General features: G+C 56.4%; 18 protein-coding genes. 8 read left to right on the top strand and 10 right to left on the bottom strand.

Annotated elements, in window-relative coordinates; genetic code table 11:
- Positions 1 to 43: 43 nt before the first annotated feature.
- From SJY13_RS04690 to SJY13_RS04680, 3 genes are all read left to right on the top strand, one after another.
- Positions 44 to 1,315, top strand: a complete 1,272-nt coding sequence (locus tag SJY13_RS04690; protein ID WP_377188271.1) for an ABC transporter permease — start codon at positions 44 to 46, stop codon at positions 1,313 to 1,315.
- Between the two features lie 5 nt (positions 1,316 to 1,320).
- Positions 1,321 to 2,532, top strand: coding sequence for an ABC transporter permease (locus SJY13_RS04685; protein ID WP_377188268.1), 1,212 nt, complete (start codon positions 1,321 to 1,323; stop codon positions 2,530 to 2,532).
- A 161-nt stretch (positions 2,533 to 2,693) separates the two neighbouring features.
- Entirely contained in the window at positions 2,694 to 3,914 is a 1,221-nt protein-coding gene (locus SJY13_RS04680; RefSeq protein WP_377188265.1) for an aminopeptidase P family protein, read from the top strand.
- Positions 3,915 to 3,935: 21 nt separating this feature from the next.
- Here the strand turns inward: SJY13_RS04680 and speB are convergent, their stop codons facing one another.
- Entirely contained in the window at positions 3,936 to 4,910 is a 975-nt protein-coding gene (gene speB, locus SJY13_RS04675) for an agmatinase (RefSeq protein WP_377188262.1), read from the bottom strand.
- Positions 4,911 to 5,061: 151 nt separating this feature from the next.
- On the opposite strand from speB, the gene SJY13_RS04670 reads away from it, so the two are divergent.
- On the top strand, positions 5,062 to 5,904 hold the full coding sequence (locus SJY13_RS04670) for a glycosyltransferase family 25 protein (RefSeq protein WP_377188259.1): 843 nt from the start codon (positions 5,062 to 5,064) through the stop codon (positions 5,902 to 5,904).
- Positions 5,905 to 6,012: 108 nt separating this feature from the next.
- On the top strand, positions 6,013 to 6,381 hold the full coding sequence (locus SJY13_RS04665; RefSeq protein ID WP_377188256.1) for a group I truncated hemoglobin: 369 nt from the start codon (positions 6,013 to 6,015) through the stop codon (positions 6,379 to 6,381).
- A gap of 38 nt (positions 6,382 to 6,419) precedes the next feature.
- Here SJY13_RS04665 and SJY13_RS04660 read toward each other — a convergent pair whose 3' ends face one another.
- From SJY13_RS04660 to guaA, 8 genes are all read right to left on the bottom strand, one after another.
- Positions 6,420 to 7,034, bottom strand: coding sequence for a TetR/AcrR family transcriptional regulator (locus SJY13_RS04660; protein WP_085823964.1), 615 nt, complete (start codon positions 7,032 to 7,034; stop codon positions 6,420 to 6,422).
- A 79-nt stretch (positions 7,035 to 7,113) separates the two neighbouring features.
- Positions 7,114 to 7,983 (bottom strand): polyphosphate kinase 2, encoded by an 870-nt coding sequence (gene ppk2 / locus SJY13_RS04655; protein ID WP_377188252.1) that lies wholly within the window; start codon positions 7,981 to 7,983, stop codon positions 7,114 to 7,116.
- 49 nt (positions 7,984 to 8,032) lie between these two features.
- Complete coding sequence (locus tag SJY13_RS04650; RefSeq protein ID WP_377188249.1) at positions 8,033 to 8,932, bottom strand: alpha/beta fold hydrolase; 900 nt, start codon at positions 8,930 to 8,932, stop codon at positions 8,033 to 8,035.
- Between the two features lie 43 nt (positions 8,933 to 8,975).
- On the bottom strand, positions 8,976 to 9,893 hold the full coding sequence (gene metA, locus SJY13_RS04645; protein ID WP_377188246.1) for a homoserine O-acetyltransferase MetA: 918 nt from the start codon (positions 9,891 to 9,893) through the stop codon (positions 8,976 to 8,978).
- A 45-nt stretch (positions 9,894 to 9,938) separates the two neighbouring features.
- Positions 9,939 to 10,805, bottom strand: a complete 867-nt coding sequence (locus SJY13_RS04640; protein ID WP_377188243.1) for an ATPase — start codon at positions 10,803 to 10,805, stop codon at positions 9,939 to 9,941.
- A 223-nt stretch (positions 10,806 to 11,028) separates the two neighbouring features.
- The gene (locus SJY13_RS04635; protein ID WP_377188240.1) at positions 11,029 to 12,153 is read right to left on the bottom strand and encodes an OmpP1/FadL family transporter; all 1,125 of its coding nucleotides are present in this window, start codon (positions 12,151 to 12,153) and stop codon (positions 11,029 to 11,031) included.
- 126 nt (positions 12,154 to 12,279) lie between these two features.
- Entirely contained in the window at positions 12,280 to 13,185 is a 906-nt protein-coding gene (locus SJY13_RS04630; RefSeq protein ID WP_377188238.1) for a DMT family transporter, read from the bottom strand.
- A gap of 96 nt (positions 13,186 to 13,281) precedes the next feature.
- Positions 13,282 to 14,841: a glutamine-hydrolyzing GMP synthase gene (guaA, locus tag SJY13_RS04625; RefSeq protein ID WP_377188235.1), complete on the bottom strand. Its 1,560-nt coding sequence runs from the start codon at positions 14,839 to 14,841 to the stop codon at positions 13,282 to 13,284.
- Between the two features lie 277 nt (positions 14,842 to 15,118).
- On the opposite strand from guaA, the gene SJY13_RS04620 reads away from it, so the two are divergent.
- Positions 15,119 to 15,925 (top strand): SDR family NAD(P)-dependent oxidoreductase, encoded by an 807-nt coding sequence (locus SJY13_RS04620; RefSeq protein WP_377188232.1) that lies wholly within the window; start codon positions 15,119 to 15,121, stop codon positions 15,923 to 15,925.
- 159 nt (positions 15,926 to 16,084) lie between these two features.
- Positions 16,085 to 17,629 (top strand): trimethylamine methyltransferase family protein, encoded by a 1,545-nt coding sequence (locus tag SJY13_RS04615; protein WP_377188229.1) that lies wholly within the window; start codon positions 16,085 to 16,087, stop codon positions 17,627 to 17,629.
- On the opposite strand, the gene SJY13_RS04610 is transcribed toward SJY13_RS04615, so the two are convergent.
- Positions 17,630 to 17,929, bottom strand: a complete 300-nt coding sequence (locus tag SJY13_RS04610) for a DUF6477 family protein (protein WP_377188226.1) — start codon at positions 17,927 to 17,929, stop codon at positions 17,630 to 17,632.
- Positions 17,930 to 18,168: 239 nt separating this feature from the next.
- On the opposite strand from SJY13_RS04610, the gene SJY13_RS04605 reads away from it, so the two are divergent.
- A complete protein-coding gene (locus tag SJY13_RS04605) occupies positions 18,169 to 19,290 on the top strand; it encodes a DUF6456 domain-containing protein (RefSeq protein ID WP_377188223.1) in 1,122 nt (373 codons plus the stop codon).
- Position 19,291: the final 1 nt, after the last annotated feature.

The following is a 19,291-nucleotide window of genomic DNA, read 5'->3' as shown; positions in this document are numbered from 1 at the left end:
GGGCCGCCTTTGGCCCCGACACACCTAAGACCAAGGGACGCAGATGACTGACGCTACTCAATCAGGTCCGATGCTGGCTGCAGATGGCACGCCGTTGAAGAAATCTCTGGCGCGGTCGTTGCGTCGCCGAAAACTCCGGGCATTGGCTCTGATCGCGCCCCTCTTACTATTTGTGCTGCTTTCCTTTGTGATCCCGATCGTTTCGATGCTGTTCCGGTCGGTTGAGAACAGTATCGTGTCTGAAACGCTCCCCTTGACGGTGGTTGAGCTTCAGCACTGGGATGCCGAAAGCGGCGAGTTGCCGGACGAGGCGCTGTATGCCGCCTTTACCAAGGATATGGTTGCCGCCGTTGAGGCGAAACAACACACCCGATTGGGCACCCGCCTGAACTATGAACAGACCGGCATGTCGTCGATGTTCCGCAAATCTGGTCGTCAGATCAAACGGTTGGATGTAGAAGCTGACGCGCCGTTCAAGGAAAAGCTGATCGATATTCACGATGGCTGGGGGGATGTTGAAACCTGGAAGGTCATCAAGACACACGCGGTTCCTATCACCAACGGGTACTTCCTGAATGCGGTTGATATGCGCCGCACGCCCGAGGGCGCGCAGTCTCAGCCCGAGGACAAACAAATCCTTATCAAGTTGTTCGGGCGCACGTTGTTCATGTCGCTGGTGATCACCGGCTCCTGTATCTTGCTGGCCTATCCAATCTCGTATCTGCTGGCGAACTTGCCGATGCGGGTTTCCAACCTGCTGATGATCCTTGTGCTGTTGCCGTTCTGGACGTCTCTGCTGGTGCGGACGTCGGCGTGGAAGGTGATGTTGCAACAACAGGGCGTGATCAACGAAACGTTGGTCTGGCTGGGGCTTGTTGCGGATGACGCCCGACTTGTGATCATCAACAACCAGATTGGTACGATCATCGCGATGACGCATATTCTGCTGCCGTTCATGGTTTTGCCGATGTACTCGGTAATGCAGACGATACCTGAGACCTATACCCGCGCGGCCAAGTCGATGGGGGCGACCAACTGGACGACCTTCTGGCGGATCTATTTCCCGCAATCCATTCCGGGCATAGGCGCGGGATCGATCCTCGTGTTTATTCTGTCCATCGGGTATTACATCACGCCCGAGATCGTGGGCGGAACCAAGGGCGTCTTCATCTCGAACCGGATCGCCTATCACATCTCGTCCTCGCTGAACTGGGGCCTTGCGGCTGCGCTGGGGACGATCCTGCTGGCGGTGGTTCTGCTGCTCTACTGGGTCTACGACAAGATCGTCGGCATCGATAACGTGAAGCTGGGATAAAGAACATGGCAGCACTTACACCAATATCCCGCAAACCACTGTCGATGGTTCTGCCATCTGTTGCCGTCGCCGGAGGGCTCGCCGGAATGTTCGTCGGGGCCGGGCAGGGCAGTGCCTTATTGGGCGTTGTGATCGGCGCTGTGCTCATGGCTGGTCTGGCTTGGGTTTACATCACCGTTCTGGACAATGAGCGGATTGCCCGGTGGATCACCATCCTTGGTATGGGCGCAGCTGGCCTGCTTTTAGGGGGCATTACCGCGATGATCGTCGGTCTGCTGGCCGGTTGGTTTTTCGCCTTCTTCATTTTCTGGCTTTATGAAGGCCGCTATCGCCGCAAGTTGCTGCCGTATCTGACGGGTCGTCAGGTCCTTTGGCACTATGCGTTCCGGGTGACCTGTGGTGCGATTTTTGTCTTTCTGATCACACCCATCCTTGTGGTTTTGCCGCTGTCGTTCAACGCGCAGGACTTCTTTACCTTCACGCCCGAAATGCTGCGACTAGACCCAGAAGGGTATTCGCTCAAGCATTACCGTGATTTCTTTACCAACAATGAATGGCAGCGCAGTTTTAAGAACTCTTTGATCATCGCGCCTATTGCAACTGTGATATCGGTGTCTCTGGGCACGCTGGCGGCCATTGGCCTCAGCCAGTCTCATGTACCGGGTCGTCGGGCAATCATGGGTATCCTGATTTCTCCGATGATCGTACCTCTGATCATCTCGGCCACTGGCATGTTCTTTTTCTACAGCGATATCGGACGGTTCCTGGAAGGGACGCTGGGGATGGACAAGAACTTCGTTGGTTATATCAAAGTTGTCCTCGCCCATGCCGTGCTTGGAATTCCGTTTGTGATCATCACCGTGACCGCCACGTTGGTCGGGTTTGATCAGTCGCTGACACGGGCGGCTGCAAATATGGGCGCGGGCCCAGTGCGGACGTTTTTCAAAATTCAGATGCCGTTGATCCTGCCGGGTGTGATTTCGGGCGGGCTGTTCGCCTTCATCACTTCATTCGATGAGGTTGTGGTGGTGCTGTTCGTCGGGTCTGCCAGCCAGAAGACACTGCCTTGGCAGATGTTTACCGGCCTGCGGGAACAGATCAGCCCAACCATTCTGGCCGTTGCGACCATCCTTGTGGTGTTCTCGATTGCGCTGCTGACCACAGTTGAACTGCTGCGGCGGCGGTCTGAACGGTTGAGAGGGCTCAGCCCGGCTTGACGCGACTCAAAAGGTGAATTAGCGATTTCATTATGCACCCCGGTCACGATGGCGTCGTGATATCTAGGTGGGTGCATGGCTCTCGGTTCCCGAGGCCGCTTGTCCTGAACGCCGGGATTAGTGGCCGGGCTTTGCCTGTCCGGCATTGAGGAGAGACCAAGATGACTGACCTATCCAATCGCCCCGAGTACTTTATCAGCCACAATGGTGACAAAGCGCCATTGCCATTCAGCAAGGCCGAGTATGCGCGCCGTCTTGCCAGCCTGCGCGCGACAATGGCCGCGCGGGACATTCCTGCGGTTCTGATGACTTCGATGCAGAACATCGCCTACTACTCTGGCTTTTTGTATTGTTCTTTCGGGCGCCCCTATGGCTGTGTCGTGACGCAGGACGCCTGCACGACCGTTTCGGCCAATATCGACGCAGGCCAGCCATGGCGGCGTTCAGTTGAAGACAACGTGATTTACACCGACTGGCAGCGGAACAACTACTGGCGCGCCGTAGCCAGCCTTATCGGTTCTGCCAGACGGATCGGGATCGAGGGCGATCACATGACGCTGGCGATGCGTGACACCGCGCTTGACATGTTGGGCGGGCCGGAACTGGTCGATATCGCACCCAACTCGATGGCGGCTCGGATGGTGAAATCCGCAGAAGAGATCGCGCTGATCAAGGGCGGTGCCCACACGGCTGACGTGGGCGGCGCTGCCATTCACGCCGCGATCCGCGAAGGCGCGACCGAGATTGAGATTGCCATGGCCGGCCGCGATGCGATGGAAGCCGAAATCGCGCGCGCCTATCCAGAGGCCGAGTACCGCGACACCTGGGTCTGGTTCCAGTCCGGCCTGAACACCGATGGCGCACATAACCCGGTCACCAAGCGCGCTTTGCAAAAGGGCGATATCCTGTCGCTGAACACGTTCCCGATGATCTCGGGCTATTACACCGCGCTGGAACGCACCCTGTTTCTGGGTGAGCCGGACGCCGACAGCCTGCGGATATGGAAAGCCAATGTCGCCGCCCATGAACTGGGCCTCAGCCTGATCAAACCGGGTGCCACTTGTTCCGGCATTTGTGAAGAGATCAACCGGTTCTTTGCGGATGAAGGACTGCTGCAATACCGATCCTTCGGGTATGGCCATTCCTTTGGTATCCTCAGCCACTATTACGGCCGCGAAGCCGGGCTGGAATTGCGCGAAGATATCAACACGGTGCTGGAACCCGGCATGGTGGTGTCGATCGAGCCGATGCTGTGGATTCCTGAAGGTCAGCCTGGTGCTGGTGGTTACCGTGAGCATGACATTCTGGTCGTCGAAGAAAAGGGTGCCGAAAACATCACGGGCTTCCCCTACGGACCCGAGCACAACACGATCAGTGCGTGATCAAACAGGCAGGAAGGGCGCTCAGCCCTTCTTGCCCCGTTCGTGAAAGATAAACCCGATGAAGTTCAGCAGCACCTGCGCGGCCAGAATCTGAGTGCTTTCGGTGGGGTCGTAATTGGGAGCGACCTCGACCAGGTCAATTCCGACAACGTCTCCTCGGTTCGCCAGACCCTGCAAAATCTCCAGCACGTCGTAATATAGAAACCCGCCATGGCTGGGTGTGCCCGTGCCCGCAGCGATTGACGGGCAGAATGCGTCGATATCAATCGTCACATAGTACCGCGCGCCTTCGGGTATGCGCGCCAACACGCCCTCGGTTCCCAGTTTGCGTACCTGCCGTACCGAAAGAATGTCCGAGCCCCGCGCGCGCGCGTCGGCATACCCTTCCTTTGCGGTTGAGGACACGTTGCGGATGCCAAGCTGGGTCATGCCCGAGACGTAGGGTTTTTCAATCGCGCGTCGCATCGGGTTGCCGTGGCCCGCGGTCACACCGTGCCGTTCGTCCACAAAATCCAGATGCGCGTCGATCTGAACCACATGGATTGGCCCGTTTTGCGCACACTCGTCCGCAAATGCGTTGATGCAGGGAATGTTGATGGAATGATCTCCACCAATCGTGACGGGCAGGGCACCCGCCTCAAGCATCTTTTCGACACCTAGCTGAATGTTGGCGTGGCTTTCATCAGTTTTGGTGTGGATGATATCGGCATCCCCGATATCAACCATCCGCACCGACGCGTCCAGATAGGTGGCGTCATCCTCGTGATCATAAGCCCCGGCATGGCCAAAGCTGAACAGGGTCGAGGCTTCGCGCACTGCACGCGGCCCGAACCGGGCGCCAGACCGCCATTGCGTGCCAAAATCATAAGGTGCGCCCATGACCGCCACGTCGGCGTCGATGCGGTCCCAGTCCTCAACATACGGCGATTTTCCGAATGTCGAAATGCCCACAAAAGGAAGGTTCAGACGCCCGCTTGAATACCCATGAGATGACATAGCGCAATTCCTGTTTTCTGGTCTTCTGACACAGCCTAGACGCGTTCCACACAGGTGAATAGACCACCGTTCAACTTCTCGCCGGACAGCCCGGGGTTGATTGTCCGGGGTGGCGGTGTGTATCTGGCATCAGCACTGGAAAGGAATTGCTGTGGGACATCACGAATTGCCATCGGGAACGGGTGTCTTCTACATCAACCTGGATCGTGTGCCTGAACGAAAGACCTTTATGGAGAGCCAGTTCGCCCATGCGGGCCTCGTCGGAGCCCAGAGGTTCAGCGCGAAGGATGCGCAGTACCCCGGCGCGATTGACGGCAATGGATATGTTCCCGGCTCGGGCAGTCGGTGGGGGCTGAAAACCAGCGAAATCGCGTGTTTCGAAAGCCATCGGGCGGTGTGGCAAACAACCGTGGATCAGGGCCTGAAGGCCGTCGCGATCTTTGAAGATGACGTGGAAATGTCCGTTCAGGCCGGGGCGGTCATCACTGCTGTACTGAACGCTGCAACCGGGTTTGATTTCGTCAAACTGGATTTTTCCCCGCGATCATTGCGGTTCGGGCCTGAGGCCAAGATCGCAAATGTCCCTGTCCGACCAATGTTGGAAATGGCCCCCAGCGCGGCCGCCTACATCCTGACGCAAGAGGCCTGTCGCAAGCTGCTGACTTGGTCCACAAAGTACTCGGATCATTTGGATGATTTTGTTTCAATCCCACGGCCAGACTGGAATATGTTTCAGTGTTTTCCCGCAGTAGGCGTGCAAATGATCTGGTCGAAACAGCAGGATCAGATCGTCGAAACGGTAAAGGTCAGCGAACGCTCTCAGGACAAGACAACCAATAGTGGGCTGGACAAAGGCCCGCTTTGGTTCCGTGTCAGACGAGAAGTGCAATCCGCCCGGCGTAAGCTGTATTGGCGCGCCGGAGGGCAAGCCCGTATTTTAGAGCAGGGCGGTTTTGTAGGTTTCATTCCCTGCGCTGACGACCTGAGCGTGTGAAGCCTGTCCCGGTGCGGAAACAGTGGCCGCTGCCATAAGCGTTAACAAAACGGCCATTTTGCTATAACCTTTCAGTGTTGTTTGTGCTCAACAGCTAGGTGCTTTGGTGTGGTTCAGTCGATTTATGATAGATACGGCGGGTTCAAAATTATCAGCCGCGTTGTAATGACTTTCTACGAGATGGCGTTGGATTCCGATCAGATCGGTGGCCATTTCGAAGATATCGACATGCCGCGTCTTATCGATCATCAGACCAAGTTCGTCTCTTCTCTGGTCGGTGGTCCGGCCTCATTTACCGATGACCGTATCGAAGCGGTTCATCGCCATCTGAAAATCTCACACGCGGATTTTGATGAGATGGCCGACCTGTTTGGCGAAGCATTGGCGGCACATGGGATGGAGGATCAGCACATTAAAGTTGCGCTTCGAGCGATTGAATCCAAGCGAGCGATCATTGTTTTTCGGGACGCTGCCTAAGTTGTTAGCCCGCAGTGGATACCGGATCAAAGGCGGCGTCAATCGTCCTGCGGTACCAGACCCAAACCGCGAAGATAGATACCGATGCCGGTCTCTAGCAAATCCTCGGGCGGGAAAGGAGAGCTGGCACCAGCGTTACGCGCATACAGCTCAACAACCCCGTGACTCATCGCCCAGATATGGGCGCTGAACATCGACGCGGGCGGGCGTTTTTCCGGCGGGATGTGCTGAGACAGATCGTCGGCGGCTTTTTCAAGAATGCTCTTGGCTCGGTTCGCGGCCAATGAAAGCTCTGTTGTACGGTTGACAGAAATGCCGCTTTCGAACATCGCAATGTAATGACCGGGATGCTTGCGCGCAAAGGCCAGATAGGCGCGGCCGGTGGCCTCGAACGCCGCAAGGGCCGAGGGTTGGCCTTCGTCATAAGCGTATTGCATCAGATCAGCGAACATCTCGAACCCCTGGCGGGCGGCCTCGGCGATCAGGTCTTCGCGCCCGTGAAAATGCCGGTAGACGGCCGCAGGCGTCACGCCTGCAGTCTTCGCGGCCTCGGATAAGGTAAAGCCGGTCGGGCCTTTTTCCTCGATCAAAGACAGGGCCGCCTCAATCAAGGCCTGTTTCAGGTTCCCGTGGTGATACCCGCGCTTTGTCATCCCCGTTTCAGGTGCCTTTGTTGTTCAAGCCATCGAAACCCATGACATAAGCTGCTATGGGGCATTCGTCCAACCTGCATCACGCGTCCCAAATCTCGGGCCCGCCACAGATGTCTGGGTCATTGGGGCCAATCGCGGCCTCATCTTTTTCGTCATAATCCAGCGCATGCAGAACGGTGCGGATGGCTGCCAAGCGCGCGCGTTTCTTGTCGTCTGATCGCACGATGGTCCAGGGGCTGTGTTCGGAATGGCTGCGTGTCAGAGTTTCCGAAATTGACTGGCTGTATTCGTCCCATTTATCTAGCCCCGCTATGTCAATCGGGCTGAGCTTCCATTGCTTGAGCGGGTCGGTTTCGCGTGCAAGGAAACGGTTCAGCTGCTCGGCCCGACCAACGTTCAGCCAGAACTTGAACAACTGAATTCCATCATTCACCAAACCGGTTTCCAGTGGCATCACTTGACGAAAGAACCGTTCTCGTTCTTCGGTTGTGCAAAAACCAAACACGTTTTCAACCACGCCGCGATTGTACCAGCTGCGGTCAAAGAACACGATTTCCCCGGCCGAGGGCAGGTGCGAGATATAGCGTTGAAAATACCACTGGCTGCGCTCCATATCCGACGGCTTGCTGAGCGCGACATTTCGCGCGCCACGGGGGTTCACGTTCTCGCGGAAACGCTTGATCGTGCCGCCTTTTCCGGCTGCATCCCGGCCTTCAAAGATCAGGGCGATACGATGATCGGTTGCCCGGACCCAGGATTGCATCTTGACCAGTTCAATCTGCAGCCGGTCCATTTCCTTTTCGTAATCTTTGCGCTTCATGCGTTCGGAATAAGGATAGGTCGGGTTCAGAATAGCGCCTTTTTCCGCGTTTTCGATTGCCGCACGCGCGTCTTTTGGGGCGTCGTTGCGAAAGTACTTCTCGATGGAACCTTTTGCAGACCGGGCCATGGGTTACCTCGCCATAAAATCCATATCCTACTATGGATTAGCTGTGGGCTTAACGCAAACCTGCACGTCGCGCTGCGCGGTCGATTGCGGCGGCAACTTCGGGGGCGGCAACGACCTGCGGCATATGGCCGATGTCCGGCAGTTCGATCAGCTCGGCACCGGGGATTTGTTCGATCAGGCGCTCGGAATGCCAGCCAAGCCCCACAGTGGTGTCAGCGGTGCCATGCACGATCTCGGTCGGGACATCAATTTCGGCGTATCGCGGCTGAAGGGCGTGGACCTCGTTCAACAGGTTGGCGCGCTGTTTTGCGTTTGCATGCATCGAGGCGCGACGGATGGTTAAGCCGGGACCAAAGTGATCGGCATAACCTTCGGGCGCGATTTGTGGGGCAAACACTTTGTCCAATGCTTGTTCGACATACCATTCTGGCACAAAGGCGGTGATGAGAGGCAACACCAGCGCATTTCCAACTTGAGTTGAGGCCAGTTTATTGAACCCGTCCAGTGGCGTTTCCCAAGGAATTGCCGCAGGGGCGATCAGCACCAAGGCTGAGAGGTTGTCTGGTCGCGTCACCGCCCAAGCAAGTGAAACGGACCCGCCGTAGCTTTGCCCAGCGACGATGGGCTTTTCGGCGCCCAGTTGTGCAGTGGCTTTTTGCAGAATATCTGCTTGTTCCTCAAGTGTTTCGCCATCAGGATTAAAGCTGTCGCTATAGCCCAGTCCGGGCCGGTCAAAGACAATAACTCGGTAGTTTTCTGCCAGAATCGGAGCCAGAGCAAAAGTCATATCACGGGTATTGCCGCTGGAACCGTGCAGCAGCACCACATCCGGGCCCTGTCCCATAACAACAGCATGAACCGAGACGCCGTCCACGTCGATGATCTGGCCTTCGAGCGGATAGGTGGCCTCGGCACGGGCCTCATTTCGCACGGTGCGCCATAGGGTCACGAGCGTGAGGACCGCAACAATCAGTCCGAGGGTTATGAGTGCCTTAACTGCCAATTTTTTCCATATCAAACGGCGTGGTTTGATAAATCTGGTTGATCCAGTTGCCGTACAACAGATGGGCATGGCTGCGCCAACAATTCTGCGGCGGGCGACTGGGGTCGTCGCCTGGATAGTAGTTCATCGGAACGTTGATCGGTGTGCCATTGGCTACGTCGCGGTCATACTCCTGCTTCAGCGTATCGCTGTCATATTCGAAATGGTTGAAGATATAGATCGCGCGATGCGATTGATCCTCGACCAGACAGGGTCCGACGTCCTCACTGCCTAGTAGTGTGGTCAATCCCGTAGCGTTGTCGATCTCATCCTGTTTCATTTCGGTCCACCGGCTGACGGGGATCACGCAATCATCCGAGAACCCCCGCAGGAACGGAGACGCCGGGGACAGGTTCTGGTGGCGGAAACAGCCAAACGCCTTGGAGTCCAGCATATGCTTACGCACGTTATGGAAATGGTTGATCATCGCCATTCCGCCCCAACAGACGCCGAAGGTGGAATGAACATGGGTCTGGGTCCATTCGAACACCTCACCCAATTCATCCCAATAGGTGACGTCATCGAACTCCAAATGTTCGATCGGTGCGCCGGTGATGATCAGGCCGTCAAACTTCTGATCCTTCACCTCCTGGAAGGGGCGATAGAATTCAGCCATATGCGCGGCGGCGGTGTTCTTGGTCCTATGTTCGGTCATGCGGATCAGCGACAGATCGATCTGCAGCGGGGTAGCGCCGATCAGACGTGCGAACTGGTTTTCGGTCTGAATCTTCTTGGGCATCAGGTTTAGCAACCCGATCCGCAGCGGGCGGATGTCCTGGCGCATCGCCTGATCCTCGTCCATGACCATGACGCCCTCATTCGTGAGAACGTCAAACGCAGGAAGGTCGGAGGGAATCTTGATCGGCATAAGATGCAAGCCTTTGGAAGAACACTTTAAGTGCGGAAACTAGGGTCAGTTTGGCTGGGCCTCAAGGGTGCGTTCGATCAACTCATCGAAATCGTTCGCATCACGGACCTTGTTCATGTCGTCTGCTGTGACCGCGACACCCCAGTTTTTTGCCATGGCCCGATAGCGCGGTTGCCTGTGTGCCAAGGCCTGCGCATAGGTCCAGCGGATGAAGGCATCCGGGTCTACTTGTTTCGCCGAGCAACCATGCTGTTCGAGGTAATCTGCCCATACACGCGTCAGAAACTCGGGTTGGTACGACATCGGTTTGGGGGCTTTGTCAAAGCGGCGGATCAGTTCCGCCGTGTGATCCTCATCGCCCTGAATCCAGGTCATCAGTGTCTGTCCCGACAGCTCGGACAGCACGTGGTCTTTTGGGTCGTCGGGATCAACCCATTCGCAGATTGACCCACCAGTGTCGCAGATGAAATGCGGATACTGGTACAGCCGCTGCGCACGATCAATGAAGTATTCTGTGTCTAGCAGGGCGTGAATTTCCGCCTGTTGGAACTGTTCCTGACGACGGCGATATTCGTTCATTTCCAGACCGCCCAAAGCCGGATTACCGGGCTTGCCGAGATACGAGGCGACAGGAGTCAGGTTCTCGAACGAGATATTGGAGCCGAGAAATATCGAATCCGACAACAGCAAATCGCGTAGAAAAGGGACTTTCATCGCCTCAGCCTTGGCATTGTCGATGATGTATTCACCCATGTACCGTGTACCGATCCGGTAATCGATCGAGTAATGAAACCAGTCGCCCTGGTCGCGCAGAACGTTAGATACGTAGGTTTTCCCAAGGCCCGACATGCCGAAAAACAGCACTTTTTTTCGCGCCGCATCGCGCCAGTCCTTTGCCGAGCTGTAGATCATCTTCTGCTGTCCCTTTTTCAGACCTAGCTAATTCGGGCGGCGGGCGGCGTCAATCATGCGTGCAAGACCAGTTCAATACCATCCTGCCGGTCGAATTGGGGTACAGATGGCAGAGGACGAAAATCATCGGAGCGTCAGACTGCTTTTTAGACTCGGAACACTACAAAACGAAAAACCCCGCCAACAAAGGGCGGGGCTTTCTTTGTTAAGGTATGACCTCTGGTTAGTTCAGCGCGTAGGTCAGCTGCAGGCCGACACTCCAGGCGCTGTTACCGCTGAAGTCCGCACCCTGGTTGGTGGTGGCGTCTCCAATGTCGGTATAGCGAATGCCGCCAGAAATCTTGGCTTTTTCGATCGAATATGTACCAGCGACACCGACGCTCCAGAAACCGTCTGTTGGCCCCAGGTCTGACACGGTTGACCCGGTTGAAGTTTCATAGCCCAGCGTGACAGCGCCCGAGAACTCTTCAGAGAATTGGTAACCCAGGCCTAGCGTGTATGTGAACGTAGCATCATCGTAGTCCAAAAGATTGCTGCCGGTAATGCCAGTGTAGACGGGTGGAGCATACACGGATTGCGGCCAGTCCACCCACCGTACGGACCCGAACAATAAGGTTTTTGGCGCCACACCGGTTTGGAAATCCAAGTTAATAGACTGCGGTGTTACAACTTCGGAATCGGTGTCTGCCGTAAATACACCTGCCGGGATGGGCGGAACGATGTTATTGGACTCGGTCTGCGACAGGTCATGCGTGATCTTCGAGTTGTAGGTCAGCGCGACCCGGGCCGCGATCTCGGGTTTTTCCCAGGCAACACCAACGACATAACCAAAGTCGATATCCGCGTCGAGGTCGGACTCATATCCTGCAGCAGCTGGTACTGCCACATTGCCAGTCAGGCGCTGAGCGCGCAAACCACCAATGGCACTGAAGCCATTATCGAACTTATACCGAAACAACGCGGTAATGGTGTCTGTATCGGCTTCAGCGCGCAGAACGTCAGTGCGACCTCCGAACGGTGATGTCGGGTTTTGCGACAAAGGATAGTTTGAGCCGTATTCAACGTCAGCGCCAAAGGGCTGATCGTAGATAAGCGCGAAATCCAGTTTTTCGGTTAGTGATGTTTTGTAACCCAAATGCGGGGTGAAGAAGTCTTTGGCAACGTTTCCCGAGTTTACTCCGCCAAGTGTCCCGGACACATCGGGGTTGGTGTATCCAAGGCGAAACTGAACAACAGAACCTTCTTCAAAGATCAGATTTACACCTTGGCCGCTGCGATCAAGTCCGCCTGCATAGGCTCCTGACGCTCCAACGCAAACTGCGCACGCCTGTAGAAGCGCTTTTTTCATTAGTTCCTCCCTAAGTTGCTTTCGCAGGCTGGTGTGGTGTTGCATGGAGTGGGTATGCGCCAGCCCGGCGTAGTGGTGCTCGATACTTTCTAAAGCTTGATTGTACCGTCAACTGGTGACGGTGCGTTACCGTTGCCGAGTGTCCTTTGGAAGTGTTGCTAAACTGTTACGTTTCTCGGCGCTAACATTCAAAAAGATACCCGAGAAGATCACGACCGCCCCCAATAGGGTCCATTGGTCCAGTGGCTCGTGATAGAGAATCATGCCGACAATCGCGATGGTCGGCAGGCGGGCAAAGTCGAACGGAACGACCACGGTGGCCGGGGCAATTGCCAAAGCGTTGGTGATACAGAAATGTGCCAGTAAGCCCGCCAGGCCGACCAGCAACAGAAACGGAGCCGTGTTGATCGTGGGCAGTGTGATCTGTCCGTCGAGACCAGAAGCTATCAAACCAAGCACCGCCTGCATAACCGTCAGCCAGAACATAATGCACCCGATGCTGGCAAATCTGGTCAGTTTCTTGGTGGAAATGGTTGTCAGCGCAAAGAACACCGCTGAAAGGGCTGCGGTCAACAGGCCGGTACTGATGGGCACAGCTCCGGGGCGGGCAATGATCAGGATGCCGGCAAATCCAATCAGGGCGGACATAACACGTACGGGTGTAAGCCGTTCGCCTAGCAACAGCGGTGATAGCAGGATTACCCAGATGGGCTGTGTAAACTCCAGCGCGAAAACCTGCGCCAGAGGGATCACGGACACGGCATAGAACCAAAGGTTCTGACCGGCAAAATGCAAAAGGTTCCGGATGCCATGTAGTCCCAGCCGGTACGTTGAGACCTGATGCCATTTCCGCGACAGCGTCAGCACCAGCGCAACAACGCAAATACCAACCAGGCTGCGATAGAACATGATCTCGAACGTGTCGTGGGTCACGCTCAGCTCGCGGCCAGCCACGGCCATGGACGAGAACGAGGCAATCGCTCCGGTCATCCAAAGCGCGGCCTTGCCGATCTGAGGTTTGCTGCTGTCCATGGTGCCGCCTGCAAGAATCGCGAAGTAACAAATTGAAAGTTATTGGTTTTCGCCGGGACTTAAACAAAAAAAGCCGGGCTTAGCCCGGCTTTTAGGTCATTCCCACTCGATTGTTCCCGGTGGTTTTGAGGTGATGTCATAGGTGCATCTATTGATGCCTTTGACCTCGTTGATGATCCGCGTGGCGGTTTCGCCAAGGAACTCGTGGCTGAAGGGGTAATAGTCGGCGGTCATGCCATCCACAGACGTCACGGCCCGCAGCGCACAGGCATAATCATAGGTGCGTCCGTCGCCCATTACGCCCACAGTACGCACAGGCAGGATGGCCACAAAGGCCTGCCAGATGTCATCGTACAGGCCATGTTTGCGAATCTGATCAATGTAAACCGCATCTGCTTCGCGCAAAATCCCAAGCTTTTCGCGGGTGATTTCGCCGGGGCAGCGGATCGCAAGGCCGGGGCCGGGGAAGGGGTGGCGGCCGATAAAGCTGGGCGGTAGGCCCAGTTCGCGACCCAGCGCGCGCACCTCATCCTTGAACAATTCCCGCAGGGGTTCGACCAGCTTCAAACCCATCTTCTCGGGCAGGCCGCCGACATTGTGGTGCGATTTGATCGTAACCGACGGACCACCTGAGAACGACACCGATTCAATGACATCCGGATACAGCGTGCCCTGTGCCAGGAATTCGGCCCCTTCGATCGTATCGGCGTGTTTCTGGAACACGTCGATGAAAAGCTTGCCGATTATCTTACGCTTGGTTTCTGGATCACTCTGACCGTCGAGCTCGCCCAGAAACAGGTCGCTTTCATCGGCGTGGATCAGTTGGATGTTGTAGTTGTCGCGGAACATGCCAACGACTTCTGTCGCCTCGTTCTTGCGTAGCAAACCGTGATCCACAAAGACACAGGTCAGCTGATCGCCAATCGCTTCGTGGATCAGGATCGCCGCGACCGAGCTGTCGACGCCGCCGGACAGGCCGCAAATGACGTTCTTGTCGCCAACCTGCTCGCGGATCTTGCGGATCATCTCGTCCCGGTAGGCCCCCATCGTCCAGTCCCCGGCAAATCCGGCCAGCTTGACGAAGTTTTCATAAAGCTTGGCACCACGAGGAGTGTGGTGGACCTCGGGGTGGAACTGAACGGCATAGAAATGACGGTTCGTGTCCGCGGTTATCGCATAAGGCGCGTTGGGCGAGGTGCCATAAACCTTAAACCCGGGCGCGATTTCACTGACGTGGTCGCCGTGGCTCATCCAGACTTGTTCGTCGCCATCGTCGAACCAGCCGTTCAGAACATCCAGCTGACCTTTGGGGGTCACGAAGGCCCGACCAAACTCGGCCGTGCCGTGGCCACATTCGACCTTGCCACCAAGCTGATGCATCATCACCTGCTGGCCATAGCAGATGCCCAGGATCGGAACGCCGTAGTCAAATATCTCTTGCGGCACGCGCGGAGACCCGTCGCGTGTCACACTGTCCGGACCGCCCGAGAAAATCACCGCTTTCGGGGCCATTTCCCGCACGAAGTCCATCGTGACGTTCTGGTAGGGATGAATTTCGCAATAGACGTTCAGTTCGCGCAGGCGTCGGGCAATAAGTTGCGTTACCTGGCTGCCGAAGTCGATGATCAGAAGGCGGTCATGGGATGTCTGGGTCATGGGTTTGCTACTAGGTTGCAGATGTAGCGAACGCAAGGGATTTCAGGCAGGGCAGCAGCTTAGGTCGCCCTTTGTTGGTTGCGGTGAGCTGCGCGTTTCAGTCTGAGGTTGATCCTCAATACATTGCCTGGCCTGTTGAACGTAAGGTCGGAATGGATCAGGTCGTGCAAGTCGCGCAAAATAAGGTACTGCGGAAATACCTCGCCAGAGCGAAACGGACTGATAAGGCCCAGTTCCGGTTCCTGGGGCGGCATACCGGCAACAAGGGGAAAGACTTATGGCAACGTGTGAGATCGCATTCATCACCGGTGCAACCGGCGGCATTGGCATGGCTGCGGCGGCTCATTTTCACGACGGCGGCTATAAGCTTTGGCTGTGTGGTCGCGACGAACGTGTTTTGGCCGAGCTGTCCGAGCTCTATCCCACGGCGATAATCAGTAAATCGGACCTCTCCGATTCGAAAGCGTTGGAGGCGCTCTGTACCGAGATTGCAAACTCATCAGAGCGGATTGCGGTTGGATTGGTCAATGCCGGTATCATTCAGCCCGGACATGCCGTTGATCTTGAGCGCTCAGCGATCTGCCAACACCTCGACATCAATCTGCGGGCTGCCGCGCATCTCAGTCAGGCGTTGGCGCAGCATATGAAAAAGAACGGCGACGGTCATATTATCGGAACGCAATCCGCAGCCAGTTTCGTTGCCCTGCCTGGTAGCGCCGCCTATGCCGCCAGCAAGTTCGGCATTCGTGGGTATTACCTGTCCCTTGCCGAGGAATTGCGCGCGCATGGCGTCTCTGTTTCCTCGATCTACCCCAATGCGATCGACACCCCGATGTTGCGGTATGAGGCAGCAAACGGCGGCAGTGCGCTTAACTTCTTATCCACTCCCTCGACGACGGATGATGTTGTCGCAGTCCTGAAGCGGGCGCAAAAGGGTAAAAAACTGGAATATTTCGTACCGCGCTCAGATGTGGTGACCGCAAGACTGCTGACCGGGTTCCCGGGCCTGATGCGGGTGCTTTATCCGATGCTGAACCGCATGGGTGAAAAAGGCCGACAGAAGTTTATTGCCAAAATTAAATAGGCTTCGTCCCCTCAGCGGGGGCTGCAAATTGTAGCAGCCAGAGCAGCCAGTACGGGTTCATGTCGCTTTTACCTCTAGAGCGCCGTAATCCACGTCTGGTACGGTGTCAGTTTCATGTAAAAAAACCAGGAAATCTAACAATTATCACGGGATTTTCTCATGCCAGAGGCAAACACCCGGCGCAGGGCGAGAGGTGGCGGTGGAGCCGCCCGCCGGGCCGAACGTACCGCAGTTCGCATCGAAACCGCAAAATTTATCGAACGGAATATTCCGAACTTCGAGATACTCAACGAAGAAGCGTTGGAAATCATCGAAACCAATGCGGAAACCGTTCTGGCCGAAGTTGGCGTCAATTTTGTCGACAACCCGGCGGCTTTGCAGCGCTGGAAGGATGTGGGGGCCGATGTTGAGGGCGAGCGCGTTCGCATCCCTCGCGGTCTGGCGCGGCAGCTGATCAAGACCGCGCCCAGCCAATTCACCCAGCACGCCCGCAATCCCGAGAAATCGGTGGTCGTAGGTGGCCGCAATATGGTTCTGGCTCCGGTGTATGGACCTCCGTTTGTGCGGGATGCGCATGGCGGGCGTCGTTACGCGACCATGGAAGATTTCAACAAGTTCGTGAAGCTGGCCTATATGTCCAAATGGCTGCACCACTCGGGTGGGACAGTCTGCGAACCAACAGATGTTCCGGTAAACAAACGTCACCTGGACATGTTGATGGCGCACATGACGCTGTCGGACAAGCCGTTCATGGGATCGGTCACTGATCCCAGCCGGGCGCAGGATTCCGTTGAAATGTGTGAGATTCTGTTCGGCAAAGAGTTCGTTCAGGAAAACACGGTGATGACCTCGTTGACCAACATCAACTCGCCGATGACCTTCGACGACGTGATGATGGGCGCGCTTGAGGTTTATGCCAAAAACAACCAGGCCTGCATCATCTCACCCTTTATCGTGGGTGGCGCGATGGCGCCGGTCTCGGTTGCAGGGACGCTGACACAGGTGCTGGCCGAGGTTATGGCGGGCGTTGCGTATAGCCAAATAATCCGACCCGGAGCCCCGGCGATCTTTGGCGCGTTTGTGTCGTCGATCGATATGAATTCCGGCGCGCCGACATTCGGAACACCCGAGGCATCGCTTGTCACCTATGGGGCGGGTCAGCTGGCCCGACGTCTCGGGCTTCCGTACCGATCAGCAGGTTCGTTCTGCGGCTCAAAGCTGCCAGACGCGCAAGCGGCGTATGAAACAGCAAACTCGCTGAATATGGGGCTGATGGCCGGTGTGAACTTTATGCTGCATTCCTGTGGCTGGCTCGAAGGTGGTCTGGTTGCCGATTTCGAAAAGTTCGTCATGGATGCGGACCAGCTGGGCGTGTTGCACGGATTGGCCAAAGGTGTTGCGTATGACGAGAATGCGCAGGCCATGGACGCCATCCGCGAAGTGGGCCCCGGGGGTCACTACCTTGGCTGTGCGCATACGCAGGCCAACTTCAAAGAGGCGTTCTGGAAAAGCGAAGTGCTGGACTACAAACCGTATGAGACCTGGGAAGATGAAGGCGCACGCGACACACGCCAGATTGCCACCGGGCGGGTCGAGCATCTGCTGGCCAACTACCAGCAGCCGCAACTCGACCCGGACATCAACGCCGCGTTGAATGACTACGTGGCGGAAAAGAAAGCATCCATGCCGGATGCCTTTGCCTGATCACTGATACTGCGAGGCGCGGCTGGCCTGAAACAGCTGCGCCTCGCCCAATAGCGCGATCAACAAGTCCAGATGGCGGACCAGTGAATAGGCGGCATCCTCTTCCTGCCTTTGCGCGTTAACCTCTCGCTCCATTTCCAGCAACCGAACCAACGCTGCCCCTGTACCGGGCAGCGATCCATAGCCCAGTATGCGCTGCAGATGCCGATCCCGATCGTAGTCCTGAGCCCCGATTTTTGCGGCCCTTGCCAACAAACGGGGACGGCGCAGTGAAGTGATCATGGTCATCAGGTCGTGCATTCGATGGATCCTTTTTCAAAGTGAAGGTTCCACAGTTGTCACACAACCTTAGCGGGCGTTGCCTTGATCGGGCTCTCGCCGGACTATGACTTCATGACTGTTTATTTTTTTGAATCAAATCTGGTCGTTGTCTCTGTTGATTAACGAACGAGTAACGAAAGCAACTCTAGTTAGAATTGGTTAACAAATCATCGGGGGCGATAGATAGCAGATTGTTTTGTCGACGAGGGCAAGTAAATATGGAAAATAACATGGCTTTCACCATTCCGGCTTGGGTACCTGAGGGGGCGCAGCGATACTTGGCCCACACGGAAACCGGACAGTCGATCCGCGATATAGCGCGGTCCGCTGGGTGCCATGCTTCAACCATTCTCAGACAAATCAGGCGTATCGAGATGCGCCGGGACGATCCCTTGGTGGATGCCGCACTGCAATCGCTGGCCCAGACCCATTTTGCCGAACCCGAGGCCAAGCCAGATGTGATGACGACCGGACTATCTGCGGTGACACCAGAAGAGGCGGCCGCGGCCAGAGACGAAAGATTTAACCGCGAAGCTCTGCGCATTTTGCGGCGGCTTTGTGAAACGGGTTCGGTCCTGGCTGTCGCCGAAGAGATGGACAAAGCTGTTGTAGTTCGCGATTCCGGGGATGGTGGGGCGACCAGAACCGCGGTGGTAGCCTGTGAGATTGCGCAGGCCTTGGCGTTAAAGGACTGGATTGCCTGTGACAATCCCGGGCGCATTTCGCGGTATCGGATATCCACCTCAGGGCGCACCGCGCTCAGCCGGTTGGTGGCAGAGGCCGAGAATAAAGCCCGGGCGCGCAGTGAATTTGGCATGGCTGAGGCTCAGTCTCCGTTCCACGCTCAAATGGCACAGGGGCAGGGTGGCGAGGCAAACACGAACCGCCCCAAACGGATGCGCTATAGTGTGGCGGAAAGCCCTCTGATCGCATTGGCGCGCAGGCGGGACAGGGACGGAAAACCTTTTCTGGACGAAGCGCTTGTACGGGCCGGCGAACGTTTGCGCGAAGATTTTGAACTGGCGCAGATCGGACCGCAAGTGGCGCAGAATTGGGATCACTTCCTGACCGCCGGCGGGCGTGGCAGTTTCGGAAGCGAGGCGCATGGCGGGCGTGGATCTTCGGACGCGCGTGGCCGGGTAGAGCATGCTTTGTCGGATCTCGGGCCTGGCCTCAGCGATGTCGCTCTGCGGTGTTGCTGTTACCTTGAGGGGCTGGAGCTTGCGGAAAAGCGTATGGGATGGTCTGCGCGCTCGGGCAAGATCGTGCTTCGGATCGCGCTGCAGCGGCTCAAGCGGCACTACGATATGCAGGCCGAGCGCAACCGCATGATTGGGTAGC

Origin of the sequence: Ruegeria meonggei, assembly GCF_042768335.1 — a bacterium.
In the GTDB taxonomy this organism is placed as follows: domain Bacteria; phylum Pseudomonadota; class Alphaproteobacteria; order Rhodobacterales; family Rhodobacteraceae; genus Ruegeria; species Ruegeria meonggei.
The sequence above is the reverse complement of the archived record's forward strand: the minus strand, read 5'-3'. Positions and strand labels throughout refer to the sequence as shown.

Bases quoted from the DNA above. Each gene is read 5' to 3' on its own strand.
- SJY13_RS04685 (WP_377188268.1), top strand. From the start codon at position 1,321: ATGGCAGCACTTACACCAATATCCCGCAAACCACTGTCGATGGTTCTG.
- SJY13_RS04615 (WP_377188229.1), top strand. From the start codon at position 16,085: ATGCCAGAGGCAAACACCCGGCGCAGGGCGAGAGGTGGCGGTGGAGCC.
- SJY13_RS04630 (WP_377188238.1), bottom strand. From the start codon at position 13,185: ATGGACAGCAGCAAACCTCAGATCGGCAAGGCCGCGCTTTGGATGACC.
- SJY13_RS04610 (WP_377188226.1), bottom strand. From the start codon at position 17,929: ATGCACGACCTGATGACCATGATCACTTCACTGCGCCGTCCCCGTTTG.
- metA (WP_377188246.1), bottom strand. From the start codon at position 9,893: ATGCCGATCAAGATTCCCTCCGACCTTCCTGCGTTTGACGTTCTCACG.
- SJY13_RS04680 (WP_377188265.1), top strand. From the start codon at position 2,694: ATGACTGACCTATCCAATCGCCCCGAGTACTTTATCAGCCACAATGGT.
- speB (WP_377188262.1), bottom strand. From the start codon at position 4,910: ATGTCATCTCATGGGTATTCAAGCGGGCGTCTGAACCTTCCTTTTGTG.
- SJY13_RS04640 (WP_377188243.1), bottom strand. From the start codon at position 10,805: ATGATCTACAGCTCGGCAAAGGACTGGCGCGATGCGGCGCGAAAAAAA.
- guaA (WP_377188235.1), bottom strand. From the start codon at position 14,841: ATGACCCAGACATCCCATGACCGCCTTCTGATCATCGACTTCGGCAGC.
- SJY13_RS04635 (WP_377188240.1), bottom strand. From the start codon at position 12,153: ATGAAAAAAGCGCTTCTACAGGCGTGCGCAGTTTGCGTTGGAGCGTCA.
- SJY13_RS04690 (WP_377188271.1), top strand. From the start codon at position 44: ATGACTGACGCTACTCAATCAGGTCCGATGCTGGCTGCAGATGGCACG.
- SJY13_RS04620 (WP_377188232.1), top strand. From the start codon at position 15,119: ATGGCAACGTGTGAGATCGCATTCATCACCGGTGCAACCGGCGGCATT.
- SJY13_RS04660 (WP_085823964.1), bottom strand. From the start codon at position 7,034: ATGACAAAGCGCGGGTATCACCACGGGAACCTGAAACAGGCCTTGATT.
- ppk2 (WP_377188252.1), bottom strand. From the start codon at position 7,983: ATGGCCCGGTCTGCAAAAGGTTCCATCGAGAAGTACTTTCGCAACGAC.
- SJY13_RS04605 (WP_377188223.1), top strand. From the start codon at position 18,169: ATGGAAAATAACATGGCTTTCACCATTCCGGCTTGGGTACCTGAGGGG.